19 protein-coding genes are annotated in these 23947 nt (G+C 71.1%); 8 read left to right on the plus strand and 11 right to left on the minus strand.

The annotated features are described in order from the left end of the window. The first annotated feature begins 377 nt into the window (after positions 1–377). From ppdK to OG574_RS30685, 3 genes are all read left to right on the plus strand, one after another. Positions 378–3095 carry a pyruvate, phosphate dikinase gene (gene ppdK / locus OG574_RS30675; RefSeq protein WP_100591850.1) on the plus strand — a complete coding sequence of 906 codons (2718 nt, stop codon included), beginning with the start codon at positions 378–380 and terminating at the stop codon, positions 3093–3095. A gap of 233 nt (positions 3096–3328) precedes the next feature. Then, the gene (locus OG574_RS30680; RefSeq protein WP_326775837.1) at positions 3329–5713 is read left to right on the plus strand and encodes a galactose-binding domain-containing protein; all 2385 of its coding nucleotides are present in this window, start codon (positions 3329–3331) and stop codon (positions 5711–5713) included. Between the two features lie 98 nt (positions 5714–5811). Further along, positions 5812–6726: an oxidoreductase gene (locus tag OG574_RS30685; protein ID WP_326775838.1), complete on the plus strand. Its 915-nt coding sequence runs from the start codon at positions 5812–5814 to the stop codon at positions 6724–6726. A gap of 34 nt (positions 6727–6760) precedes the next feature. On the opposite strand, the gene OG574_RS30690 is transcribed toward OG574_RS30685, so the two are convergent. Beyond that, on the minus strand, positions 6761–7318 hold the full coding sequence (locus OG574_RS30690) for a hypothetical protein (protein ID WP_100591853.1): 558 nt from the start codon (positions 7316–7318) through the stop codon (positions 6761–6763). A 220-nt stretch (positions 7319–7538) separates the two neighbouring features. Between OG574_RS30690 and OG574_RS30695 the strand changes: the two genes are divergently transcribed. From OG574_RS30695 to OG574_RS30705, 3 genes are read left to right on the plus strand one after another with little or no spacing between them, the layout of a single operon-like run. Continuing rightward, positions 7539–8786, plus strand: coding sequence for an ABC transporter substrate-binding protein (locus tag OG574_RS30695; protein ID WP_326775839.1), 1248 nt, complete (start codon positions 7539–7541; stop codon positions 8784–8786). A 29-nt stretch (positions 8787–8815) separates the two neighbouring features. Then, a complete protein-coding gene (locus OG574_RS30700; RefSeq protein ID WP_326778681.1) occupies positions 8816–9766 on the plus strand; it encodes a carbohydrate ABC transporter permease in 951 nt (316 codons plus the stop codon). Continuing rightward, on the plus strand, positions 9763–10602 hold the full coding sequence (locus OG574_RS30705) for a carbohydrate ABC transporter permease (RefSeq protein ID WP_326775840.1): 840 nt from the start codon (positions 9763–9765) through the stop codon (positions 10600–10602). Before OG574_RS30700 ends, OG574_RS30705 begins: the two co-directional genes overlap by 4 nt. Before the next feature lie 22 nt (positions 10603–10624). Here the strand turns inward: OG574_RS30705 and OG574_RS30710 are convergent, their stop codons facing one another. The 7 genes from OG574_RS30710 to OG574_RS30740 all read right to left on the minus strand — a co-directional run bounded on the left by OG574_RS30710 (position 10625) and on the right by OG574_RS30740 (position 17701). Further along, positions 10625–11392, minus strand: coding sequence for an SDR family NAD(P)-dependent oxidoreductase (locus tag OG574_RS30710; protein ID WP_326775841.1), 768 nt, complete (start codon positions 11390–11392; stop codon positions 10625–10627). A 116-nt stretch (positions 11393–11508) separates the two neighbouring features. Beyond that, complete coding sequence (locus tag OG574_RS30715) at positions 11509–12117, minus strand: TetR/AcrR family transcriptional regulator (protein WP_326778682.1); 609 nt, start codon at positions 12115–12117, stop codon at positions 11509–11511. A 50-nt stretch (positions 12118–12167) separates the two neighbouring features. Beyond that, the gene (gene nirD, locus OG574_RS30720) at positions 12168–12530 is read right to left on the minus strand and encodes a nitrite reductase small subunit NirD (RefSeq protein ID WP_326775842.1); all 363 of its coding nucleotides are present in this window, start codon (positions 12528–12530) and stop codon (positions 12168–12170) included. Then, a complete protein-coding gene (gene nirB / locus OG574_RS30725) occupies positions 12527–15082 on the minus strand; it encodes a nitrite reductase large subunit NirB (RefSeq protein WP_326775843.1) in 2556 nt (851 codons plus the stop codon). The genes nirD and nirB overlap by 4 nt, the downstream gene beginning before the upstream one ends. Before the next feature lies 1 nt (position 15083). Continuing rightward, positions 15084–16307 (minus strand): NAD(P)/FAD-dependent oxidoreductase, encoded by a 1224-nt coding sequence (locus OG574_RS30730; protein WP_326775844.1) that lies wholly within the window; start codon positions 16305–16307, stop codon positions 15084–15086. 98 nt (positions 16308–16405) lie between these two features. Further along, complete coding sequence (locus OG574_RS30735; protein ID WP_326775845.1) at positions 16406–17044, minus strand: class F sortase; 639 nt, start codon at positions 17042–17044, stop codon at positions 16406–16408. Between the two features lie 135 nt (positions 17045–17179). Further along, positions 17180–17701 carry a hypothetical protein gene (locus tag OG574_RS30740; protein WP_326778683.1) on the minus strand — a complete coding sequence of 174 codons (522 nt, stop codon included), beginning with the start codon at positions 17699–17701 and terminating at the stop codon, positions 17180–17182. Positions 17702–17992: 291 nt separating this feature from the next. Here OG574_RS30740 and OG574_RS30745 point away from each other — a divergent pair, with 291 nt between their 5' ends. Then, the gene (locus OG574_RS30745) at positions 17993–18631 is read left to right on the plus strand and encodes an NADPH-dependent FMN reductase (protein WP_326775846.1); all 639 of its coding nucleotides are present in this window, start codon (positions 17993–17995) and stop codon (positions 18629–18631) included. Between the two features lie 64 nt (positions 18632–18695). Here OG574_RS30745 and OG574_RS30750 read toward each other — a convergent pair whose 3' ends face one another. Beyond that, positions 18696–20345 carry a M4 family metallopeptidase gene (locus OG574_RS30750; protein WP_326775847.1) on the minus strand — a complete coding sequence of 550 codons (1650 nt, stop codon included), beginning with the start codon at positions 20343–20345 and terminating at the stop codon, positions 18696–18698. A 166-nt stretch (positions 20346–20511) separates the two neighbouring features. Here OG574_RS30750 and cutA point away from each other — a divergent pair, with 166 nt between their 5' ends. Further along, a complete protein-coding gene (gene cutA, locus OG574_RS30755) occupies positions 20512–20838 on the plus strand; it encodes a divalent-cation tolerance protein CutA (protein WP_326775848.1) in 327 nt (108 codons plus the stop codon). A gap of 93 nt (positions 20839–20931) precedes the next feature. Here the strand turns inward: cutA and OG574_RS30760 are convergent, their stop codons facing one another. Next, positions 20932–21483 carry a DoxX family protein gene (locus tag OG574_RS30760; protein ID WP_326775849.1) on the minus strand — a complete coding sequence of 184 codons (552 nt, stop codon included), beginning with the start codon at positions 21481–21483 and terminating at the stop codon, positions 20932–20934. A gap of 78 nt (positions 21484–21561) precedes the next feature. After that, positions 21562–23673: a molybdopterin oxidoreductase family protein gene (locus tag OG574_RS30765; protein WP_326775850.1), complete on the minus strand. Its 2112-nt coding sequence runs from the start codon at positions 23671–23673 to the stop codon at positions 21562–21564. Between the last annotated feature and the right edge of the window lie 274 nt (positions 23674–23947).

Below are 23947 nucleotides of genomic sequence, written 5' to 3' on the forward strand. Positions count from 1 at the left end.
GGATGCTGACATCGCGGGGCCCGGAAACGGCGTGATTCTCGCCACCCCTGATAGGGGTGGCGCTCAGATGAGCAACTTGAAGGCGGCTGTACATTTCTAAGGCATGGCACTGAGTGCCACTGTTCGATCATTTACAACTTGAACTCACCTGAGTGTGTAGTGCGCTCACGTGAGCGATATTCGGGGTCTACGGGGGTTGTGTCTTCAAGAAATGAAGACAAGGCCCTGGGTGTCGCCGCCCGTTAGTTACTTTCGATCTAGCGGCGGACGGGTGGTTACGGCCGTATGACGCACAAGTGGACGTACCCAGATGCCTTCGATCTGGGTATGTTCCTCGCCGTCAGGGCAGCCACCGAGTCATCGAGGAGTCGAGACCCGTGTCGGAAAACAAGGATCCCCACGTAGTGAAGTTCGTTTACGACTTCACCGAGGGAAACAAGGACCTCAAGGACCTCCTCGGCGGGAAGGGGGCGAACCTCGCGGAGATGACCAACCTCGGTCTCCCGGTTCCTCCCGGCTTCGTCATCACCACTGAGGCCTGCAAGGTCTACCTCGACAGTGGCGATGAGCCGGTGGCACTGCGTGACGAGGTGAGTGCGCACCTCGACGCCCTCGAGCAGAAGATGGGCAAGAAGCTCGGCCAGGCCGACAACCCCCTTCTGGTGTCGGTCCGTTCGGGCGCGAAGTTCTCCATGCCCGGCATGATGGACACCGTCCTCAACATCGGACTCTCCGACAAGTCCGTCCTCGGCCTGGTCAAGCAGTCCGGCGACGAGCGGTTCGCGTGGGACTCCTACCGCCGCCTCATCCAGATGTTCGGCAAGACCGTCCTGGACGTCGACGGAGAGCTCTTCGAGGACGCCCTCGACAAGGCCAAGGCCGCCAAGAAGGTCACGGTCGACACCGACCTCGACGCCTCCGACCTCAAGAAGCTGGTCACCCGCTTCAAGAAGATCGTGAAGACCGAGGCCGGCCGGGACTTCCCGCAGGACCCGCGCGAGCAGATGGACCTCGCCATCCACGCGGTCTTCGACTCCTGGAACACCGACCGCGCCAAGCTCTACCGCCGCCAGGAGCGCATCCCCGGCAACCTCGGCACCGCGGTCAACATCTGTTCCATGGTCTTCGGCAACCTCGGCCCCGACTCCGGCACCGGCGTCGCCTTCACCCGCGACCCCGCCTCCGGCCACCAGGGTGTGTACGGCGACTACCTCCAGAACGCGCAGGGCGAGGACGTCGTCGCGGGTATCCGCAACACCGTCCCGCTCGCCGAGCTCGAGTCGATCGACAAGAAGTCGTACGACCAGCTCATGCAGATCATGGAGACGCTCGAGACCCACTACAGGGATCTCTGCGACATCGAGTTCACGATCGAGCGCGGCCAGCTGTGGATGCTGCAGACCCGCGTCGGCAAGCGCACCGCCGGTGCCGCCTTCCGCATCGCGACGCAGCTCGTCGACCAGGGACTCATCGACGAGGCCGAGGCGCTCCAGCGCGTCACGGGCGCCCAGCTCGCGCAGCTGATGTTCCCGCGCTTCGACGAGAACGCGAAGGTCGAGAAGATCGGCCGCGGCATCGCCGCCTCGCCGGGCGCAGCGGTCGGCAAGGCCGTCTTCGACTCGTACACCGCCGTCAAGTGGTCGCGTTCGGGCGAGAAGGTCATCCTGATCCGCCGCGAGACCAACCCCGACGACCTCGACGGCATGATCGCCGCCGAGGGCATCCTCACCTCGCGCGGCGGCAAGACGTCGCACGCCGCCGTCGTCGCCCGCGGCATGGGCAAGACCTGTGTCTGCGGCGCCGAGGACCTCGAGGTCGACACCAAGCGCCGCCGGATGACGGTCGGCGGGCAGGTCATCGAGGAGGGCGACGTCGTCTCCATCGACGGCTCCACCGGCAAGGTCTACCTCGGTGAGGTACCGGTCGTCCCGTCCCCGGTCGTCGAGTACTTCGAGGGCCGCATGCACGCCGGCGCCGACGACGCCGACGAGCTCGTCGGCGCCGTGCACCGGATCATGGCGTACGCGGACCGCGTCCGCCGGCTGCGGGTGCGCGCCAACGCGGACAACGCCGAGGACGCGCTGCGCGCCCGCCGCTTCGGCGCGCAGGGCATCGGCCTGTGCCGCACCGAGCACATGTTCCTCGGTGAGCGCCGCGAGATGGTCGAGCACCTGATCCTCGCCGACACGGACACGGAGCGCGAGGAGGCCCTCAAGGAGCTCCTGCCGCTCCAGAAGAAGGACTTCGTCGAGCTGTTCGAGGCGATGGACGGGCTCCCGGTGACGGTGCGCCTGCTCGACCCGCCGCTGCACGAGTTCCTGCCCGACATCACCGAGCTGTCGGTGCGCGTCGCCCTCGCCGAGTCCCGCCAGGACGCCAACGAGAACGACCTGCGCCTCCTCCAGGCCGTGCACCGCCTGCACGAGCAGAACCCGATGCTGGGCCTGCGCGGTGTCCGTCTCGGCCTCGTGATCCCGGGCCTGTTCGCCATGCAGGTACGGGCCATCGCCGAGGCCGCCGCGGAGCGCAAGAACGCCAAGGGCGACCCGCGCGCCGAGATCATGATTCCGCTCGTGGGCACCGTCCAGGAGCTGGAGATCGTCCGCGAGGAGGCCGAGCAGGTCATCGCCGAGGTGCAGGAGCAGACCGGCGTCGAGCTGAAGCTGGCGCTCGGCACGATGATCGAGCTGCCGCGCGCCGCGCTGACGGCCGGGCAGATCGCCGAGGCCGCGGAGTTCTTCTCCTTCGGCACGAACGACCTGACGCAGACCGTCTGGGGCTTCTCCCGCGACGACGTGGAGGCCTCGTTCTTCACGGCATACCTGGAGAAGGGCATCTTCGGGGTCTCGCCGTTCGAGACCATCGACAAGGACGGCGTCGGCAGCCTCGTACGCAACGCCGTGGAGGCCGGCCGCGCCACGCGGCCCGACCTCAAGCTCGGCGTCTGCGGCGAGCACGGCGGTGACCCGGAGTCGGTCCACTTCTTCCACGAGGTCGGCCTGGACTACGTCTCCTGCTCGCCGTTCCGTATCCCGGTCGCCCGCCTCGAGGCCGGCCGTGCCGCGTCGACGTCGACGGGCAGCGACCACCGGTAGGAACCGGTCCGCAAAACTCCGGAGCCGTTGTCTGGGTGCCCGACCCTCACGAAAGGCAGCGGCTCCGGTGCACCGAAGGAGAGGGCGGTACCCCTTGTGCGGGGGGTGCCGCCCTTTCGTGTGGGCGGGGCGGGCGCTCTTGGAAGTCGTGTGGGCGGGGGCGGCCGCTCTTGGGAGTTCTGTGATGTCCGTTCCCTTGTGAGGCCCGGAAGGCAAGTGGTGTAGTCCAATGCATGCCTCCGAGTAACGGTTCGACTTCACCGCGTCTGTCACGCCGCTCGTTCGTCACCGCCCTCGCGGTGACCTCGGCGGTCACCGCCCTGCCGCTCGGGCTCGGGTCCGCCGCCGCGCGGGCCGCGGGCGGGAACGCGGCCAACGAACGCCCCGTCGTCATCCCCGCCCTCCAGAACTGGGCCGGATCCACGGGCCGCTACCGGCTCGAAGCGGGCGCGCCGATCGTCGTACAGGCCGCGAAAACGAGTGAACTCCTGGCGCTCGCCCGGCAGTTCGCCGACGAGATCGAAGAGGTCACCGGCATCAGGCCCGGCGCTCCCCGCGCCGGCCGCGGAGTGCGTGGCGGCCTGCGGCTCGTCCTCGACCCGGCCGACCGGCACGCGCCCGGCGGCGACCGGTACACCGAGGAGGGTTACACCCTCAGCGTCACCGCGGCCGCCATCACGGTCACCGCACCCACCCGCACCGGCCTCTACTACGGAACCCGCTCGGTCCTGCAGATCCTCCTGCGCTCCGACGGGCGCCGCGAACTGCCCACCGGCACCGCGCACGACTGGCCCGACTACCGGCTGCGCGGCTTCATGCTGGACGCGGGCCGCCGTTTCTTCACCCCGGGCTTCATCCGCGACCAGCTGCGCCTGATGGGCTGGTTCAAGCTCAACGACCTGCAACTGCATCTGAACGACAACGAGATCAGCCCGGCCGGCGGCGACTGGTCCAAGGCCTATGACGCGTTCCGGCTGCGCAGCGACAAGCCCGAATGGGCCGGGCTCGCCGCGCCCGACGGCTCGTACTCGCGGGGGGACTGGGACTCCTTCGAGGACACCGCGGCCGCCCACGCCGTCCAGCTCACCCCCGAGATCGACGCGCCCGCGCACGCCCGCTCCTTCGTGCGCTTCCGCCCCGAACTCGGCCTGAAGGGCGGCAACTCCGACCACCTCGACCTCGCCAAGCCGGAGACGACGGCCTTCATGAAGAAGGTCTTCGACGAGTTCGCGCCCTGGTTCCGCAGCCCCGAGATCCACTACGGCGCCGACGAGTACACCGGCCCCGAGGAGCAGTACCGCGGCTACTTCAACGCGATGGCCGCCCACCTGCGCACCCTCGGCAAACACCCCCGCGCCTGGGGCAGCCTCACCGAGATGGCGCCCTCCGGCACCTCCGGCTACGACCGCGACGTCACCATCCACAGCTGGAACAACGGCTGGTACGGGCCCAAGGCCGCCACCGCCGACGGCTACGAGATCGTCAACACGAACGACGGGCTCCTCTACATCGTCCCGTTCGCCACCTACTACCACCCGCTCGGCCTCGACGGCCCCTACCTGTACGAGAGCTGGGCCCCGCACGTCTTCCCCGGCGACCAGAGCCTCCAGCCGCACGACCCGAAGCTGCGCGGCGCCATGTCCGCCGTGTGGAACGACCTCGTGCACGCCACGTACACCCAGCAGGCCGTCCACGGGCTGGTCGAGAAGACCTTCGGCACGCTCGCTCAGAAGATGTGGAGCGGGTCCGGAGCGGGCCTGAGCTACCGCGACTTCACGGCCGAGCTGCGGCGTGGGATCGCCGGACCCGGGCTCACCACCCTCACGCCCGCCCTCGCCGAACCCGACCAGATCTCCCTGGACGCCCCCGCCACCGCCTCCTCCACGGCAGCGGGATCCCGCCCCGCGTACGCCACCGACGGCAGCCCGGTCACCCGGTGGACCAGCGGCCGCGAGCGCGCTCCCTGGCTGGCCGTCGACCTCGGGCACAGCCGGCCGGTACAGCGCGTGCGCGTCGAATGGGGGCCGGAGCACGGCACCGCGTACGCCGTCGAGGTCTCCGACGACGGCGGCGCATGGCGCACCGTCGCCGAGCGCACCGGCCGCGACCGCGCGGGCTGGGACGAACTCGGCTTCCCGGCGACCAGCGCGCGCCATGTACGCCTGCGCGGCCGGGAGCGCGCGAGCACGCGCTACTCGGTGTGGAGCCTCCAGGCGTACGACATCCCCGACCTGGCGCTCGGCCGCCCCACCACCGCGTCCTCCGCCGAGACGGCCACGCTCACCGCGCCCAACGCCACCGACGGAGACCCGGGCACCCGCTGGGCGTCGAAGTACACCGACGGCGAGTGGATCGAGGTCGACCTGGAGCAGACCCGGACCGTGCGGCGGATCGTCCTCGACTGGGAGACGGCCGCGGGACGGGACTACGACCTCCAGGTCTCCGCCGACGCCACCGGCTCGTCCTGGCGCACCGTCGCCGCGCGCCGCGACCGCACCACGGCCGGGGTGGACACGGTCGACCTCGACGCCGTTCAGGCGCGGCGGGTGCGGATGCTCGGGGTGAAGCGGCAGACGACGTACGGCTACTCGCTCTACCGGTTCGAAGTGCGGGGCTGAGCACTCCGAGAGGGGAAACGGGGGTGCGGGGTTCCGCATCTACTGGCCGGTAAGTACAGTCGGGCACCCCCGTATCCCCTCGTCCAGGGAGCACAGCCATGACCGGCTGGAACGCGAGCGACATCCCCGACCAGAGCGGCCGCACGGCCGTGGTGACCGGCGCCAACAGCGGCATCGGCTACATCACGGCACGCGAGCTGGCCCGCAAGGGCGCCCACGTCGTCCTCGCCTGCCGCAGTGAGGAGCGGGGCACGGCCGCCCTCGACCGGCTGCGCTCCGAAGTGCCGGGCGCGCAGGCCGAGTTCGAGCAGCTCGACCTGGGCGACCTGTCGTCCGTGCGGAAGTTCGCCGGAGCGCGCGGCAGCGGGGAGCGGCTCGACCTGCTGATCAACAACGCGGGCGTGATGGCGCTGCCCCTCGGGCGGACCGCCGACGGCTTCGAGACGCAGTTCGGCGTCAACCACCTCGGCCACTTCGCGCTGACCGGGCTGCTCCTGCCCCGGCTCCTCGACACACCCGGCGCCCGCGTCGTCAGCGTCTCCAGCATGTTCCACGTCCTCTCGGACATCGACATCGCGGACCTCAACAGCGAGCGCCGCTACCGGCGCTGGATCGCGTACGGCCGTTCCAAGACGGCGAACCTGCTGTTCATCCACGAGCTGGCGCGCAAGCTGGCGGCGCGCGGGTCCGACGTCGTAGCGGCGTCCGCGCACCCGGGGTACGCGTCCACGAACCTCGCGACGCAGGGCGTGCGCATGGAGGGCCGCAAGGCCGTCGAGCGGGTCGTCGAGCTGGGCAACCGGGTCATCGCCCAGCCCGCCGAGGCGGGCGCGCTGCCCACGCTGTACGCGGCGACGGCACCCGGTGTGCGCCCGGACTCGTTCACCGGGCCGTCCCTGATGATGTGGCGCGGGGCGCCCGCGAAGTCGTGGCGGGCCGGGCGGACCCTCGACGACGTGGCGGGGGAGCGGCTGTGGGCGGCGTCGGAACAGCTGACGGGCGTGACGTTCTAGGGCGAACCACCAGGGCCTTTCCGCGCCGGAGGCCCTAGTCCAGCTCCGAGGCCTCGAACACCGCGCGGGCCGCGTCGCCGTCGATGCGGGCCGCGAGGCGGTCGACGACCGGGGTGCCGCAGCGGAGCAGCCCGTTCGCGCGGGCCCGGCGCGCGCCCGTCTCCAGGCGGTGCCAGACGACGGGGTTGTCGGTGAGCACCTTCGGGTCCAGCTCGACGCGCCCGCCGAGCGCGTCCCGCAGCACGAGCCGCGGCGTCACCCCGTCGCTGTGGCGCACCGACGTGAGCAGGTCCGTGCAGACCCGCCGTGTGCCCCAGACGCCGCGCACGGCGAGCCAGCCGGGACCCGCGCTGACCAGCGGCGGATGCAGCACGGCGTGCAGCAGCGCCGAGAGCCCCGCCCACAGCCCGACCCGCGCCGCGCTGAGCGTGCCGTTGGCCGTGTCGATCACCAGGATCAGGCAGAACAGCGTGAGCGCGCAGAACACCGCCGCCCGCAGATCGGCGGCCCACCGCCGGTCCCGCACCACCGTGTCCTGCGAAGCCGGCGCCGCCGCCCGCCCGCGGGATCCCGCCCTCGTGTCTCGTCCCATGCAGCGCACCGTAAGCCCGTGCGGCGCCCCAGGTCAGCACTCTTGACGCGTCGCTGATCCAGCGGCCGCGCATGTTGACGCCGTGCTGACGGGAGGGCCGACATACGGCTGTAGTCCCTCTGTCGTAATCCGGCCGCATGGTTGATCGTTGGGCCGTCGGAATCCGTGGACGCCGAAAGAAGCCGGCGTTCAAGAGCAGCGAGAAGCAGGGGGACGATCAATGACCATCAGCCGCAGGGGACTGCTCGGGACCGGCGCCGCGCTGGGGCTGCTCACCGCGTGCGGCTCCAACACGGGCCGGGACGATGGAGGCTCGGGCGGCGGGCCGGAGCTTTCGCAGTGGTACCACCAGTACGGCGAGCAGGGCACCGAGCAGGCCGTGAAGAAGTACGCCGCCGCGTACGACAAGGCGCGCGTCACCGTCCAGTGGCGGCCGGGCAACTACGACGAGCAGACCGCCGCCGCGCTCCTCACCGACTCGGGCCCCGACGTCTTCGAGGTCAACGGGCCCACCCTCGACCAGATCCAGGGCAAGCAGACCGCCGACCTCACCGGCCTGTTCGAGGGGGTCAAGGACGACTTCAACCCGGCGGTCCTCGCTCCGAAGACGTACGACGGCAGGATCTGGGCGATCCCGCAGGTCATCGACATGCAGATGCTCTACTACCGCAAGAGCCTGCTCGCCGACGCGGGCGTCGAGCCGCCGGAGACGCTCGACGAGCTCGTGGACGCCGCGAAGAAACTCACCTCGAAGAAGGCGAAGGGCCTCTTCCTCGGCAACGACGGCGGCGCGGGCGTCCTCGGCGGTACGCCTCTGTACGCGGCCGGCCTCGAACTCGTCACCGAGGACGGCAAGGTCGGCTTCGACGACCCGGCCGCCGCGCGAGCCCTCGGCAAGATCCACCAGCTGTACGCCGACAAGTCGCTGCTCCTGGGCGCGCCCTCCGACTGGTCCGACCCGTCGGCGTTCGTCCAGGGCCTGACCGCCATGCAGTGGTCCGGCCTGTGGGCGCTGCCCACCGTGCAGAAGGAGCTCGGCGACGACTTCGGCGTCCTGCCCTTCCCGAAGGACGGCGCGGGCAGGCCGTCGGTGCCGGTCGGCGCATACGGCGCGGCGGTCTCCACCCGTGGCGAGCACCAGCAGGCCGCGAAGGACTACCTCAGGTGGCTGTGGATCGACCGCACCGAATACCAGGAGGACTTCGCCCTCTCGTACGGCTTCCACATCCCGGCCCGTATCTCGCTGGCGAAGAAGGCCGCGAAGCTGCGGAAGGGCGCGGCGGCCGACGCCGTCCGCTTCACGACCGACCACGGCTTCGCCCAGCCCTTGAGGTGGACACCCGCGAGCCAGACCGCGTACCAGGATGCCCTGAGCCGCATCATCAAGGACGGCGCGAGCCCGGACAGCGAGCTCAAGGGAGTCGTGCGGAAGGTGTCGGCCGAGCTCGACCGCGTGAAGAAGAAGTGAGCCTGCGGCAAGAGGGCCGCCGCCAGGCGATCCCTCGGCAGAGAGGCGGCGGGCAGGGCGGCACGGCACGGAAGTGGGCCGGAGTCCAGAACCGCACCCTCTGGTTCTGGATCTTCGTCGGGCCCTTCCTCCTCGGCCTCGGCGTCTTCACGTACATCCCGCTCGGCTGGAGCGTCTACCTCAGCTTCTTCGACGCGCACAACACCGTCACCCCGAGCGACTTCGTCGGCCTCGGCAACTACACGGCGATGCTGAAGAACGAGGCCTTCACCGACAGCCTGTGGACCTTCCTCGTCTTCTCGCTCTTCATCGTGCCCGCGACCTACGCGCTCTCGCTCGCCCTCGCCCTGATGGTGAACCGGCAGCGCCGCGCCCAGGCGTTCTTCCGCTCGGTCTTCTTCCTGCCCGCCGCCTGTTCCTACGTGGTGGCGGCCCTGATCTGGAAGATGTCGATCTTCAACGGGGTGCGGTTCGGGCTCGCCAACACCGTCCTCGGCTGGTTCGGCGGTGACCAGATCGCCTGGCTGTCGACGACCGACCCGCCCTGGTACTGGGCCGTCATCGTCACCGTACGGCTCTGGCTCCAGGCCGGCTTCTACATGGTGCTGTTCCTCGCGGGGCTCCAGCGCATCAGCCCCACCCTCTACGAGGCGGCGGCCGTCGACGGGGCGCGGCCCGGCTGGCAGGTCTTCCGGCACATCACGTTCCCGCAGCTGCGGGCCACCTCCGTGGCGGTCGTCCTGCTTCTCGTCATCAACGCCTTCCAGGCCTTCGACGAGTTCTACAACCTGCTCTCGGACGCCCGCGGCTATCCGCCGTACGCCAGGCCCCCGCTCGTCTACCTCTACTACACGGCGCTCGGCCAGGGGCAGAACCTCGGGCTCGGCAGTGCGGGCGCGGTGCTGCTCGCGCTGATCATCGCGGTGGTGACGGTAGGGCAGGCCAAGTGGTTCGGCCTCGGCCGCAAGGAGGCACAGTGAGGGACGAATCCCGGGTCAGGGCCGGCCGCGCCCTGCGCCTCGCCCTGCTGATCGCGCTGGCGCTCCTGTTCCTGATCCCTTTCTACCTCCTGGTACGCAACGGGCTCGCGGCAGAGAGCGACATCACCTCGCCCGAGTGGACGTTCTTCCCGTCCTCGCTGCGCTGGGGAAACGTGCGGGAACTCTTCGCCGACACGTCCGTCCCCTACGCCCGCTCGCTGCTCAACTCCGCGCTCATCGCGGTTGCGACGACGCTCGGCACCCTGCTCCTCGCCTCGCTCGCCGGCTACGGCCTGGCCCGCATCCCGTACCGGCACGCGAACAAGGTCTTCTACGCGATCCTCGGCACCCTGATGGTCCCGGCCGCGGTCACCTTCGTGCCGAGCTTCGTGCTCGTCTCGTCACTGGGCTGGATCTCGACACTGCGCGGCCTGATCGTCCCGACCCTGTTCTCCGCGTTCGCGTGCTTCGTCTTCCGCCAGTACTTCCTCGGTTTTCCGGGGGAGCTGGAGGACGCGGCGCGCGTCGACGGGCTCGGCTACTGGCGTACGTACTGGCGGGTGGTCGTGCCCAACTCCCGGCCCGTTTTCGCGGCCGTCGGCACCATCGTCTTCATCGGCGCGTGGAACTCGTTCCTGTGGCCCCTGGTCATCGGCCAGGACCGCAACGCGTGGACCGTCCAGGTGGCACTGTCGTCCTTCACCACGGCCCAAGTGGTGCGGCTCCACGAGCTGTTCATCGCGGCGGCCGTGTCGATCGTGCCGCTGCTCGTGGTGTTCCTGTTCTTCCAGCGGTGGATCGTGGCGGGGGTGGAACGCTCGGGCATCGACGACTGACCCCACCCCCTCTCTCTACGGGCTATGCGGCCGAGCCGCCGTCGATCACCAGGTCGGCGCCGACCACGGACGCGGCGTCCTCGGACGCCAGGTACAGCACGGCGGCGGCTACCTCGTCCGGCGCCGAGACCCGGCCGAGCGGTGACTGCTCCTTCATACGGACGGCCCGCTCGGCCTCGGTCTCGCCGGGGAGCAGGGACATGGCGGTCGCGGAGGGGCCCGGGCTCACCGCGTTGACACGGACCCCGTCACCGATGTGGTCGAGGGCCGCGCCCCTGGTCAGGGCGGAGACGGCCGCCTTCGACACGGCGTAACCGGTCACGCCCGCCCGGGACTTGTGGGGGCCGAGGTTGGAGGAGATGTTGACGATCGCGCCGCCGCGCTCCTGCGTCCGCATCTGCGCGACCTCGGCCTGGAGGGCGAGAAGCACGCCGGTGACGTTGATGTCGAGCATCATCTGCCAGTCACCGGACGCGAGTTCGGCGACGGGGCCCGCGCCGCGGAAGACGCCGGCGTTGTTCACGGCGACGTCGAGCGACCCGAACCGCTCGACGATGGCGCGCACCAGGTCCTGAAGGTCTCCGGCCCGGCTCACGTCGGCGGTGTGCGCGACGGCGGTGCCGCCCGCCGCTTCGATGAGGTCCACGGTCGCGTCGAGGGTGGCGCGGGTCCGTCCGGCGACGACGACGCGCGCGCCTTCTGCGGCGAAGGCGAGCGCGATGGCCCGCCCGAGCCCGGTTCCGGCACCGGTGACGAGGACGCTCTTACCGGCGAAGCGACTGCGGGACATGAAGGGCTCCTTGGGTGGTGGGCCGGGCGGTGGATCAGGCATTTCCAGAACGATTGGTTCAGTATGTGGGCATGCGGAAGAGTCCATGGGTGGATCAGGGGCGGCCCCTCGCTCGCTCAGAAGCTCTCTGGCGCAGCCGCTCGGTCCAGGAGGCCGAGCGCCTGCTCCGCCGCGTCCCGTACGCGCGCCGGGTCCGGCGATGCCTTGCCGACGACGCGCATGCCCTGCATCAGGACGAGCAGCAGACGGGCGAGTGCCCGGGGGTCGCGGTCGGCGGGCAGCTCGCCCTGGGCCCGCGCCCGGGTGAGCGTGGCGTGCAGCAGCGTCTCGATGTGCTCCCAGCTGCGTTCCACGCGGCGTGCGGCGGCCGTGTCGTGCGGGGCCAGCTCCGTCGCCGTATTGGTGACGAAGCAGCCGGTCAGGCGCCGTTCGTCGGCCGTCGCCTCGGCGGCGAAGCGCCGGACGAGCCCGCGCACGGCCGGCAGCGCGGGGCCGCCGGCCGACAGGTCCGCGAGGATGGCCGCGTCGGCGGACTCGGCGTACCGGTCCATGGCCTTCAGGTACAGCTCGTGCTTGTTGCCGAAGGTCGCGTAGATGCTGGCGCGGCCGATGCCGAGATGGTCGACGAGGTCCGCCATCGACGTCGCCTCGTAGCCGCGCCGCCAGAACAGCTCCAGGGCCGACTGGAGTGCGGCGTCCGGATCGAATTCCTTGGTCCTGGCCAGGGAAAGGAGACTAGGCGTAACTAGAACGATCGGTCAAGAAGTGCGGCCGGTCACGCGAGGCTCGACGTCGTCTGTACGGCATACGTGGCCACCGCGTACGCCTCGTCGTCGAGGCACGTGCCGCTCTCCAGGTCGAAGCGCTGCTTGAGCAGCGGTGACGCGACGAACGGGCGGCCCTGCGACGAGCCGATCAGGCCGCGGGAGAGGACCGCGGCGCCCGTGAACGGGTCGCGGTTGCCGACCGCGTACAGGCGGCCCGAGCGGTCCAGGAACACGGCGGCCTGCCGGCCGTCGGGGAGCAGCGCCGCGACCCCGCGGCCCGGGGTCAGCCGGGCCAGCTCGCATACCGTGAACCAGGCGTCACCCAGGTGGAGTTGCACCATCACGGCGGTCTTCTCGGGAGCGACGGTCATGACGTCACCGATCCTTCCAGGGGGCGGGAGCCGATGGAGAGCAGGGGCAGGTCGGGCTTGATCTGGTCGCGCTCCGGGACGAACCGCACCAGCGGGTCCGGGGCGTCGGGCGCGTTCACGAAGGACACGAAGCGCTCCAGGCGCTCCGGGTCGTCGAGGGTGTCGGCCCACTCGTCGCGGTAGTGCGCGACATGGTCGGCCATCAGGGCCTCCAGCTCGTCGCAGAGGCCGAGGGAGTCGTGCACGACGACGTCCCGTACGTGGTCGAGGCCGCCCTCGATCCGCTCCAGCCAGCCCGCCGTGCGCTCCAGACGGTCGGCCGTGCGGATGTAGAACATCAGGAACCGGTCGATCAGCCGGATCAGCTCGGCGTCGGAGAGGTCCTGCGCGAGGAGGTCCGCGTGGCGTGGGGTCGCGCCGCCGTTGCCGCCCACGTACAGGTTCCAGCCGTTGGCCGTGGCGATCACCCCGAAGTCCTTCGACTGGGCCTCCGCGCACTCGCGCCCGCAGCCCGACACGGCCGACTTCAGCTTGTGCGGCGCCCGCAGACCCCGGTACCGCAGCTCCAGGTCGATCGCCATGCGCACGGAGTCCTGGACGCCGTAACGGCACCACGTCTGCCCCACACACGACTTCACCGTCCGCAGCGCCTTGCCGTACGCGTGGCCCGACTCGAAACCGGCGTCCACCAACCGTGCCCAGATCAGCGGCAGTTGCTCGACCCGCGCGCCGAACAGGTCGATCCGCTGACCTCCGGTGATCTTTGTGTAGAGGCCGAAGTCGCGGGCCACCTCGCCGATCACGATGAGCTTCTCCGGGGTGACCTCGCCGCCGGGGATGCGGGGCACGACCGAATAGGAGCCGTTCTTCTGGAGGTTGGCGAGGAAGTGGTCGTTCGTGTCCTGGAGGGCCGCCTGCTCGCCGTCGAGGACATGGCCCTCGGCGCCGATCGTCGGGGCGAGCGAGGCGATGATCGAGCCGACGGCCGGCTTGCAGACCTCGCACCCCTCGCCGCCGCGCGCGCCGTCACGCCCGTGCGCGTCGAGCAGGTCCGCGTACGACGCGATCCGCTTGACCCGGACGATCTCGTACAGCTCGGCGCGCGTGTGCGGGAAGCAGCCGCACAGGCCCTTGTCGCCGCTCTGGGGCAGGAGCTGGCCGATCAGCTTCACGCAGCTGCCGCAGCCCGTACCGGCCTTGGTGCACTTCTTCACCTCGGGCAGCGTGGCGTGCGCCTGGATCGCTTCCTTGGTGACGTTGTGGCAGGAGCAGATCACCGCGTCGCCGGGCAGCGCCTCCGGGCCCAGCGCCACCGGCGCCCCCGCCCCCGCGGGCAGCACCAGCTGCTCGGGCGCCACGGGCGGCACCGAACCGGTCAGCGCGCGCAGTGTCCCGTACGCCTCCGCGTCCCCGACCAGGATCCCGCCGAGCAGCTCCCCCTCCGGACCCACGACCAGCTTCTTGTACGTGCCCGAGCGCGAGTCCGAGTAGACGACGTCGAGGCAGCCGTCGGCCGCGCCGTGCGCGTCGCCGAACGACGCCACGTCCACGCCGAGCAGCTTCAGCTTCGTCGACAAGTCGGCACCGGTGAACTGCCCCTCCTCCGACGCGATCGAGGCGGCCACCGTCTGCGCCATCTCGTAGCCCGGCGCGACCAGGCCGTACACGCGGCCGTCCACGGCCTGCGCGCACTCGCCGATCGCGTACACCGCCGGGTCGCTGGTGCGGCAGCGCTCGTCGACGGTGATGCCGCCGCGTTCGCCGACTGTGAGCCCCATGTCGCGGGCGAGCTGGTCGCGCGGCCGTACGCCCGCCGAGAACACCACCAGGTCGGTCGCCAGTTCCGAGCCGTCCGACAGCTTCATGGCGCGCACCGCGCCGGCCGTACCGTCGGGGCCCTCGGTCAGGATCTCCTGCGTGCCGACGCCCGTGTGGACGCTCAGGCCCATGCCCGTGATGGTGCGCAGGAGGGCCGCGCCGCCGCCTTCGTCGACCTGCACCGGCATGAGGCGCGGTGCGAACTCCACGACGTGCGTGTCGAGGCCGAGGCCGCGCAGGGCACCCGCCGCCTCCAGGCCGAGCAGCCCGCCGCCCACCACGGCCCCGGTCGTGGCGTGCTTCTTCGCGTACTCCTCGATCGCGAGCAGGTCCTCGATCGTGCGGTACACGAAACAGCCCGTCGCGTCCTTGCCGGGCACGGGCGGCACGAACGGGTAGGAGCCGGTCGCGAGGACGAGGGCGTCGTACGTGACCTGGAGACCGGAGCGCGCCGTGACCGTCCGCGTATCGCGGTCGATGTGCTCGGCGGGGTCCCCGAGGTGCAGCTCGATGCCGTGCCGGGCGATGAACTCCGCGTCCGTGAGCGAGAGGTCGTCCGGTGTGCGGCCCGAGAAGTACGAGGTGAGCTGGACCCGGTCGTAGGCGGGGCGCGGCTCCTCGCACAGCACGACGACGCGGTGCGTGTCCGTGAGCCCGCGCTCGGCGAGGGCCTCGAGGAAGCGCTGGCCGACCATGCCGTGGCCGACGAGGACGAGTGTGGGCATGGTGGGCATCTCAGAGTCCTCCGTCGTGAGTGAGCAGGTGGAGCAGGGGCGCGCCGTCGTCGGGCAGCGGGTCGTCGGCCTCCCAGGCCCGGGCGAGCGCCCCGACCGTGCCGAGCTCGCCGACCAGCACCCCGCCGACGAGCCGGTCACCGCGGACGACGACCTTGCGGTACGTGCCGCGGGTCGCGTCGGCGAGCTGCACGACGTCGTCACCTGGCAGCGCCTCGGGCTCCCCGAACGCCGCGAGGTCGAGCGGCCCGGCCTCGTGCGGCAGGGTCAGCCGGGTGAGGGTGCGGGTGCCCGCGTAGGGGCGCCGCCGGCCGGAGAGCAGGTTCTCGGCGAGCGCGTCGGCCTGTTCGAGGGCGGGGGTCGCGAGCCCGTAGACGCGGCCCGCGTGCTGGGCGCAGTCCCCGACCGCGCGGACGCGGGGGTCCGAGGTGCGCAGATCGTCGTCGACGACGATCCCTTCGCGCACGTCGAGCCCCGCCGCCAGTGCGAGCCCCGTACGGGGACGCACCCCGCACGCGAGGACCGTCAGATCCGTGCCGAGTACATAGCCGTCGGCGAGCTCGACGCTGCGGACCGCCCCGTCGACGACGCCCACGCCCCGTACGCGGCACTGCGTGTGTACCTCGACGCCGCGCGCGGTGAGGTGCTCGTGCACGAGACGCGAGGACCGCGGGTCGAGCTGGCGCTCCATCAGGCGCTCGGACTGCTGCGTGAGCACCACCTGGGCGCCGCGCCGGGCGAGCGCACGGGCCGCGGACACCCCGAGGAGCCCGCCGCCGACGACGACCGCGCGCACCCCGGGAACCACCGCCCGCGACAGCGCCAGGCAGTCGTCCATGGTGCGGAAGGCGTGCACCCCGCCCGGCAGCTCAGCCGCACCGGGCGCGAACAGGCCGCGCAGAGGAGGCAGGACCGGGTTCGACCCGGTGGCGAGCACGAGGGTGTCGTACGGGACGTCGGAGCCGTCCTCGCAGCGCACCACCTGCTCGGCGCGGTCGATACGCACGGCGCGGGTCCGCAGGTGGGTTCCGGTGTGGCGGGGCAGCGCGATGACGTCGGCGCCGTAACTGCCCGCGAGGACCTCGGCGAGCAGCACCCTGTTGTACGGGGCGTGCGCCTCCTCGCCGATGAGTACGGCGGCAGCGCCCAGGCGTCGGGCGAGCCGGGTACCGGCGAGGCCGGTGCCGATCACCACCACGCGCCCGGGGTCCGTCGAAAAGGTCATGCACGGCAGCCTGCGGGGCCGGTGTTACCCGGCCGCATCCCTCCCGTTTCCCACGGGGAACGCTGCGCTCAGCGCGCGCGAGGAGGGAGTGTGAGGGCTCAGCGGCTGCCCGTCAGATGCGCGAACACCACGACGTTCCCCCGGTAGCCGGTCTGCTTCGAGTAGCCGCCCCCGCAGGTTATGACGCGCAGCTCGGGCCGGTCGGCCGCGCCATACACCTTCTCGTCGGGGAAGGCGCGGGCGTCGTAGACCTCGACGGCGTCGACGGTGAACACGGCGACTGAGCCGTCGCGGCGGTCGACCTCGATGGCGCGGCCCCTGGTCAGCGCGCCCAGGTCGTAGAAGACGGCGGGCCCCTCGGCGTTGTCGACGTGGCCGGCCACGACCGCTGTGCCGCGGACCCCGGGCGCGGTCCCGGCGTCGTACCAGCCGGCCAGGTTCTTCTGCTCCGGCGGCGGGACGCCCAGGCTGCCCTGCGGGGTCAGGGCGAGCCCCATGAGCGGTGCGTCGACCCGGATCGAGGGGATGCGTATGCGGTCGGGGGGCGAGGAGGAGAGGGGGGCCGCGCCGGGCGGCTCGTGGCCGGGGAGCGCGGACCCGGCCTGCGCCGTGGACGGCTGCGGCGGTCCGTGTATCTCGGTGCCCTGGAGCAGCAGCCAGGCGCCCAGACACAGGGCGAGAGTGGTGACCGCGGCTATGAGTCCGCTGCTGACTCTGCGGCGGCGCGCCTGAGGCATCGGCTTCTCCAGGTCGGGATCGGTGGGGGCGCCTTCCTCTCCCGGCCGCGGGAGGGGGGTGCGTGGCCGGGAGAGGAGAGGACAAGCGGTACCAGGGGGCCGGAGGGACAGCGGAGGTCGTCCGTCCGGCGCCCGTCAGATCCCTTCGCCTCTCGCCCGGCGATGCAGGAGCCAGGTACCGCCCGCGGCGGCGACAGCAAGCGCTGCCACTCCTGCCGCGGTCTTCACGGGGTCGGTGCCGAGCGCGCCGCCGACCCCCGTCTTCACATGGCCCTTCGGAAGGACCTGGTCCGACGATGAGGCGAGCGCGACCATCAGATCGCCCGTCACCTGCCCGCCGCCGGAGCACTTCGCGACGATCTCGTACGTCCCGGGCGGCGCCGACGGAGGCACCTGGAAGCGCCCCACGGCGTCCTTCGCCTGCGAGCCCGGGGCGAGCATGAAGGTGCCCGCGCCGACCGCGCTCGCGTCCCCGGCGGCGGTGCGGCTCGCACCGCACGCGGTGGTGTTGACGGTGACCGTGGCGCCCGCGGTGGCGTTCGCCGGGTACACCTCAAGACCGCCCGAGCCGCCCTTACCGGCGTACGAGGGCGCAGCGGTCAGTGCCGCGGCGGCCGCGGCGAGCGCGGCGGCGGTCAGCAGGCGGGATGTGCGCATCGTGTCGTGCTCCTCCGAGGGGGCACGGCCCGCGGCACCCCCAAGTGCCGCTGCGTCGGTCACGCCCCTGCCCTACCGAGGTAAGTGGCACTCGCCCCGTAACGCCTCCTGATGCACCATCAGAAAACCGGTGAAAGGGCGTCATCTGACACCCCGGCAGGAACATTCCAGCAGGTCACCGGCGCGTCGAAGAAAAGAAGCCGAAGGGGCAGCGGACGCCGGTGAACGGGTGACCGGACCCGCGCGGCGCCCGCTTGACCTCAACCAAGCTTCAGGTAGCAGGCTTGCGCCATGAACCCCACAGCGGTGCAGACCGCAGCCCCCGTCACCGCCCCCGTTTCCACCCCCACCGAGGCCCCCGTACGGGTCGCAGTCGTCATCGGCAGCAACCGCGAGGGCCGTTTCGGCCCGGTCGTCGCCGACTGGCTCATGTCCCTGCTCGGGGAGCGCCCCGACCTCGCCGTCGACGTGATCGACGTAGCCGCCACCGACCTGCCCACCGCACTCTCCTACGACCCGTCCCCCGAGGTACGGGCCGAGCTGGCCAAGGTCACCCCGAAGCTGGCCGCGGCCGACGCCTTCATCGTCCTCACCCCCGAGTACAACCACTCCTACCCGGCGTCCCTCAAGAACGTCATCGACTGGCACCACGCCGAATGGCAGGCCAAGCCGGTCGGCTTCGTCTCCTACGGCGGCATCTCCGGCGGCCTGCGCGCGGTCGAGCACCTGCGCACCGTCTTCGCCGAGCTGCACGCCGTCACGGTCAGGGACACCGTCTCCTTCACCCATGCGGGCAGCCACTTCGACGCATCCGGCGCCCACCGCGACCCCGAGGCGCCGGCCACCGCGCTGAAGGCGATGCTCGACCAGCTGGCGTGGTGGGCGAAGGCGCTGCGGGAGGCGAAGGAGGTACGCCCGTACGGCAGTTGAGACCGGGCAGCCGAAGGCCCCCGCAGCCGACGACTACGGGGGCCTCCCTCACTCATGCGCGATGTCAGCCCACGGACACGGCAGACCAGGTCGCGGCCACGGCGGCGTACTCCGCGCTGCCGGCGCCGTACAGGTCCTTCGCCGCACTGAGGGTCGCCGTGCGGGCGCCCGCGTAGTTCGTCGAGGACGTCATGTAGACGGTCAGGGCCCGGTACCAGATCTTGCCGAGCTTGTCCTTGCCGATGCCGCTCAGCGTCGAGCCGTTGCACGTCGGGCTGTTGTGCTGGACGCCGCCGATGACCTTCGGCCCACTGCCTTCGGCCAGCAGGTACGCGAAGTGGTTGGCGACCCCGGACGAGTAGTGCACGTCGAGATTGCCGACCGACGAGCTCCAGCAGTCGGCGGAGTTGCCGTCCTTGCTGGGCTTGTCCATGAAGCGCAGCGCGGGCTGGCCGAAGCCGGGCTTCACGATCTTCTCGCCGATGAGCCAGTCGCCCGGGTCGGACGCGTTGTTCGCGTAGAACTCGACGAGCGTGCCGAAGATGTCGGACGTCGCCTCGTTCAGGCCGCCGGACTCGCCCGAGTAGGTGAGCCCCGCGGTCTTCGACGTGACGCCGTGCGACATCTCGTGCCCGGCGACGTCGAGCGCCACGAGCGGCCCGAACGTCGAGCCGTCACCGTCGCCGTACGTCATGCAGAAGCAGGTGTCGTCCCAGAAGGCGTTGTTGTAGTTGCTGCCGTAGTGGACGCGGTTGTACGAGCCCTTGCCGTCGCCGCCGATGCCGTTACGGCCGTGGACGTTCTTGTAGTAGTCCCACGTCGTGTCGGTCCCGTACTGGGCGTCCACGGCGGCCGACGAGCGGTCGGAGTTCGCGCCGGTGCCCCAGTGGTTGTCGGCGTCGGTGAACACCACCGCGGGAGCGCGGCTCCAGCAGATGGTCAGGATGCAGCCGTCGGTCTTGTTCTGCGCGTCACCCGAGTAGGTGCCGCCCCGCGTCGCGTCCTTGAGCTGGTACGTGGACCCGGACTGGGTCGTCTCCAGCGGGACCGTGCCCGCGTAGAGGGACTTTCCGTCGCCGGTCGCGGTCTCGATGCTGTCCCAGGCGTCGATCTGCTTGCCGGTGGTGGCGTCGGTGAGGACGACGCGGGCGACCGGGTTGCCGAGCGAGTCCTTGCCCGCGGTGTCCGTGCGCCACGCCAGCTTCGGCGCGCCGTGCAGCGCGTCCACGACGAGCGCGGGCTTGGCGACGACCTTGCGCAGGAGCTCGCCCGGATTGGCGGCGCGCAGCGCGGCGGCGGCGATGTCGGCGGCCTTCGGGGCGGGGAGCCCCGGCGTCACGCTCGGCACGGCGAGGTCGCCGAGGACCGCGCGGTTCGCGGAGCGGTAGCCGCCGTCGCGGTTCAGATGGACGACGAAGTCGCCGCCGAGAACCGGCAGTTGGCGGTAGGTGCGGTTGTAGCGCACATGCTGGGTGCCGTCGGCGTCGACGACGACGTCCCGCACGGAGGCACCCTGCGCGCCGGTGATCCCGAGGCGGGCGGCCTCGGCGGTGAGCGCGGCCGTCGCATGGCGTACGGCGTCGGCCCGGGTGGGTGGCGTGGGGTCGCCGGAGTCGGCGCCCGCGGTGGGGGCGAGGGCGGCGGCCACCAGGGTGGCGGCCGCCGTGGCTATGCCGGCGGTGGTGAGTCGCGATGTGGTCCGGGCAGGTCTCATCGGGCTCCTAGTGACGGCGCGCGGGCGCGCTGAGGGGGGTCACACTGATGACGTCTCAGATTTAAAGGTCCATGACATGTCATGTCCATAGCGCCCCCGTGGTGGAGCTGTGAATAGGTGTTCACGTGCAGAATCAAGGGGCGCACGGCCCGTGAAAGGAACGGACATGAACGCGATGGCCCTGACGGTCCTCACGACGACCGACGACGAGGTCAAGGCCCGAGCCCTGGCCACGGGAGCGGTCGAGGCACGCCTGGCGGCCTGCGCCCAGATCGCGGGCCCGGTCATGTCGGTCTACCGCTGGCAGGGCAACACGGAGACCGCCCAGGAATGGCAGGTGCTACTCAAAACCACGGCAGAGGGCTACGAGGCCCTGGAGTCCTGGCTGTTGGAGGCGCACGACTACGAGACACCCGAGATCATCGCGACACCGGTGGTGCGGGGGAGTGCCGGGTACCTGGCGTGGATCGCGGGGGAGACGGGCGGAGCCTGAGCGCGGGAGCCGGAAAAGCCGACGGCCCGAGCGCTCCAGCACCCGGACCGTCACCGCTCACCGATGCACGACGTCACCGATTCACGACCGACCTCACTTGCGCAACACCAGCGTGATCCCCGCCACGACCAGACCGAGGGCCACGGCCGCGACTCCGTATCCGAGGCGGTGGGACCGAAGCCCCGGCAGAAAGCGGTCGAAGGCGATGCGCCCCGGGCCGGTCAGGGCGAGCGCCACCGCGCCGAGGGCGATCAAGAGCTCGTACTCGATGCCCTGCGGCGCGAAGAATCCGCCGCCCCACTTCACGGCGATGGCATTGACCAGGGTGCCGGCCACGGCCGCGGCGGCCAGCGGGGTGAGCAGACCGAGCACGAGGCCGAGCCCGCCGAGGGTCTCGCTGAGCCCGGCGACCAGGGCGAACGCCTTCGGCGACGGGTAGCCGGACGCGGCGAAGAACTGCCCGGTGCCGTCGATCCCGCCTCCGCCGAACCAGCCGAAGAGCTTCTGCGCACCATGCGCGGCCATGGTCAGGCCGAGGGCGAGGCGCAGGACGAGAAGACCGAGGTCATAGGCGTGGGCGGGCGCGGCGGGGGCGGGGGAGCCGGGCGCGCGGAGCGGCCCGAGCTGGTTCGCGAGAGAGGTCACGTGGGGGTTCTCCTGACTCGGAAGGGACATGCTTGAACTTTCAAGCTATGACCAAGCTAACCGCCCGCCCACGATGTTTCAAACGTGAACGACACCGTCCGAGCGGTCACCGGAGCCGGAGTCGATACCGGCCGCCTCGACCCGTACCGCGCACACCTTGAACTCCGGCATCCGGGACGTCGGATCGAGAGCGGGGTTGGTCAGGTTATTGGCGCGCCCGGCGCCCGGCCAGTGAAACGGCATGAACACTGTGTCGGGCCGGATGCCCGCCGTGATCCGGGCGGGCGCCTCGGCCCGCCCGCGCCGGGAGACGACGGCGACCGGCTCGCCCTCCGCCACCCCGATCAGCGCGGCGAGCCGCGGATGCAGCTCCACGAAGGGGCCGGGCGCGGCGGCGTTGAGCTCGGCCACCCGCCGGGTCTGCGCACCCGACTGGTACTGCGACACGACGCGTCCGGTCGTCAGATGGACCGGGAACTCGGCGTCCGGCTCCTCGGCGGCGGCCCGGTGCGAGACGGCGACGAACCGGGCCCGCCCGTCGTCGGTGGCGAACCGTTCCAGGAAGAGCCGGGGCGTCCCGGGATGTTCCTCTTCAGGACAGGGCCAGAACACCCCGTCCTCCTCGACGAGCCGCCGATAAGAGATCCCCGCATAGTCGGCAGGCCCCCCTTCCGAAGCCAGCCGCAACTCCTCGAAAACCTCCTCAGGATCGGCCGGGAACCCCTTCTCCACCCCCAGCCGGCCGGCCAGCTCACGCAGCACCTCCAGATCGCTCCGCACCCCGTCCGGAGGCGAGAGCGCCCGACGCCGCAGCAGCACACGCCCCTCCAGACTGGTCACGGTCCCCGTCTCCTCGGCCCACTGGGTGACGGGAAGCACCACATCGGCAAGAGCGGCGGTCTCGGAAAGCACCACATCGGCCACGGCCAGAAAGTCGAGCGACCGCAGCCTGTCCTCCACATGGGCGGCACGAGGAGCCGACACCACCGGATTCGACCCCATGACCAGCAGAGCCCGTACGTCACGCCCCAGCGCGTCGAGCAGTTCGTACGCGGAACGGCCGGGCCCGGGGAGGGAGTCGGGGTCAACGCCCCACACGCCGGCCACGTGTGCACGCGCCGCAGGGTCGGTCAGCTTCCGGTACCCGGGCAGCTGGTCGGCCTTCTGCCCGTGCTCGCGCCCGCCCTGCCCGTTGCCCTGCCCGGTCAGGCACCCGTACCCGGAAAGGGGCCGCCCGGCGCGCCCGGTTGCGAGGCACAGGTTGATCCAGGCGCCCACGGTGTCGGTGCCCTTGGACTGCTGCTCGGGCCCACGCGCGGTGAGCACCATCGCGGCCTCGGGCTCGCAGAACATCCGCACGGCCTCGCGCAGTTGAGGCACCGGAACGCCGGTCACACGCTCCACGTACTCGGGCCAGTGCGCCATCACGGCGGCCCGCGCGTCCTCCCAGCCGCGGGTCCGCGTGCGCACGAACTCCTCGTCGACCCGCCCCTCGGTCACCACGAGATGCAGCATGCCGAGGGCCAGGGCGAGATCGGTCCCGGGCCGGGGCGCGAGATGGAGATCGGCGAGCTCGGCGGTGCGCGTGCGGCGGGGGTCGATGACGACCAATGTGCCGCCGTTCTCCCGCAGTTCGTTCAGATAGCGCACAGCAGGGGGCATGGTCTCGGCCATGTTCGACCCGACCAGGACCACACATCCCGTACGCGGAATGTCCTCAAGGGGGAACGGCAGCCCGCGGTCGAGCCCGAACGCGGCGAGCTGCCCCGCCGCGGCGGACGACATGCAGAACCGCCCGTTGTAGTCGATCTGCGAGGTCCCGAGCACGACCCGGGCGAACTTCCCGAGCGTGTACGCCTTCTCGTTGGTGAGCCCGCCCCCGCCGAAGACCCCGCACGCGTCCGGGCCATGAGCAGAACGCGTACGGGAGAGCCCCTCGGCGACACGGTCAAGCGCCTCACCCCAAGAAGCGGCCTCGAGCGCGTCCCCTTTGCGAACAAGCGGCCCACTCAACCGAACCCCCGGCTCGAGCACGGCAGCGGCCGTACGCCCCTTCCCGCACAGGGCGCCACGATTGACGGGAAACCCGGCACGCTCCGCGACCTCGACAACACCAGAGGCAGTCGGGACGAGATTCATCCCGCACTGAAGGGAGCAGTAGGGGCAGTGGGTGGGCGTGACAGTGAGCATGAGGCTCACACTGCGCGCACGCTGTTACGCGACAGCCCACGCCCGATTACACGCAAGGCACGACGCCCTCTTAGCGGCACCGGCGGGACGGTGAGAACAGCGGCGGATCAGCCGCGAAACCGTCGCGAGGGGACGTGGGGGTGTGTCCGCCCGGAGCACGGAGGTGCAGGCGCCGGTGAAGGGACACAGGGCGGAGGCGCCACGATGGCGAGGACGGACACACCCCCGCGGCCCCGCCCCACGTCACACGAGGCGATTGAGCGAAGCCGAACAA

This window comes from Streptomyces sp. NBC_01445 (assembly GCF_035918235.1).
Lineage (GTDB): Bacteria > Actinomycetota > Actinomycetes > Streptomycetales > Streptomycetaceae > Streptomyces.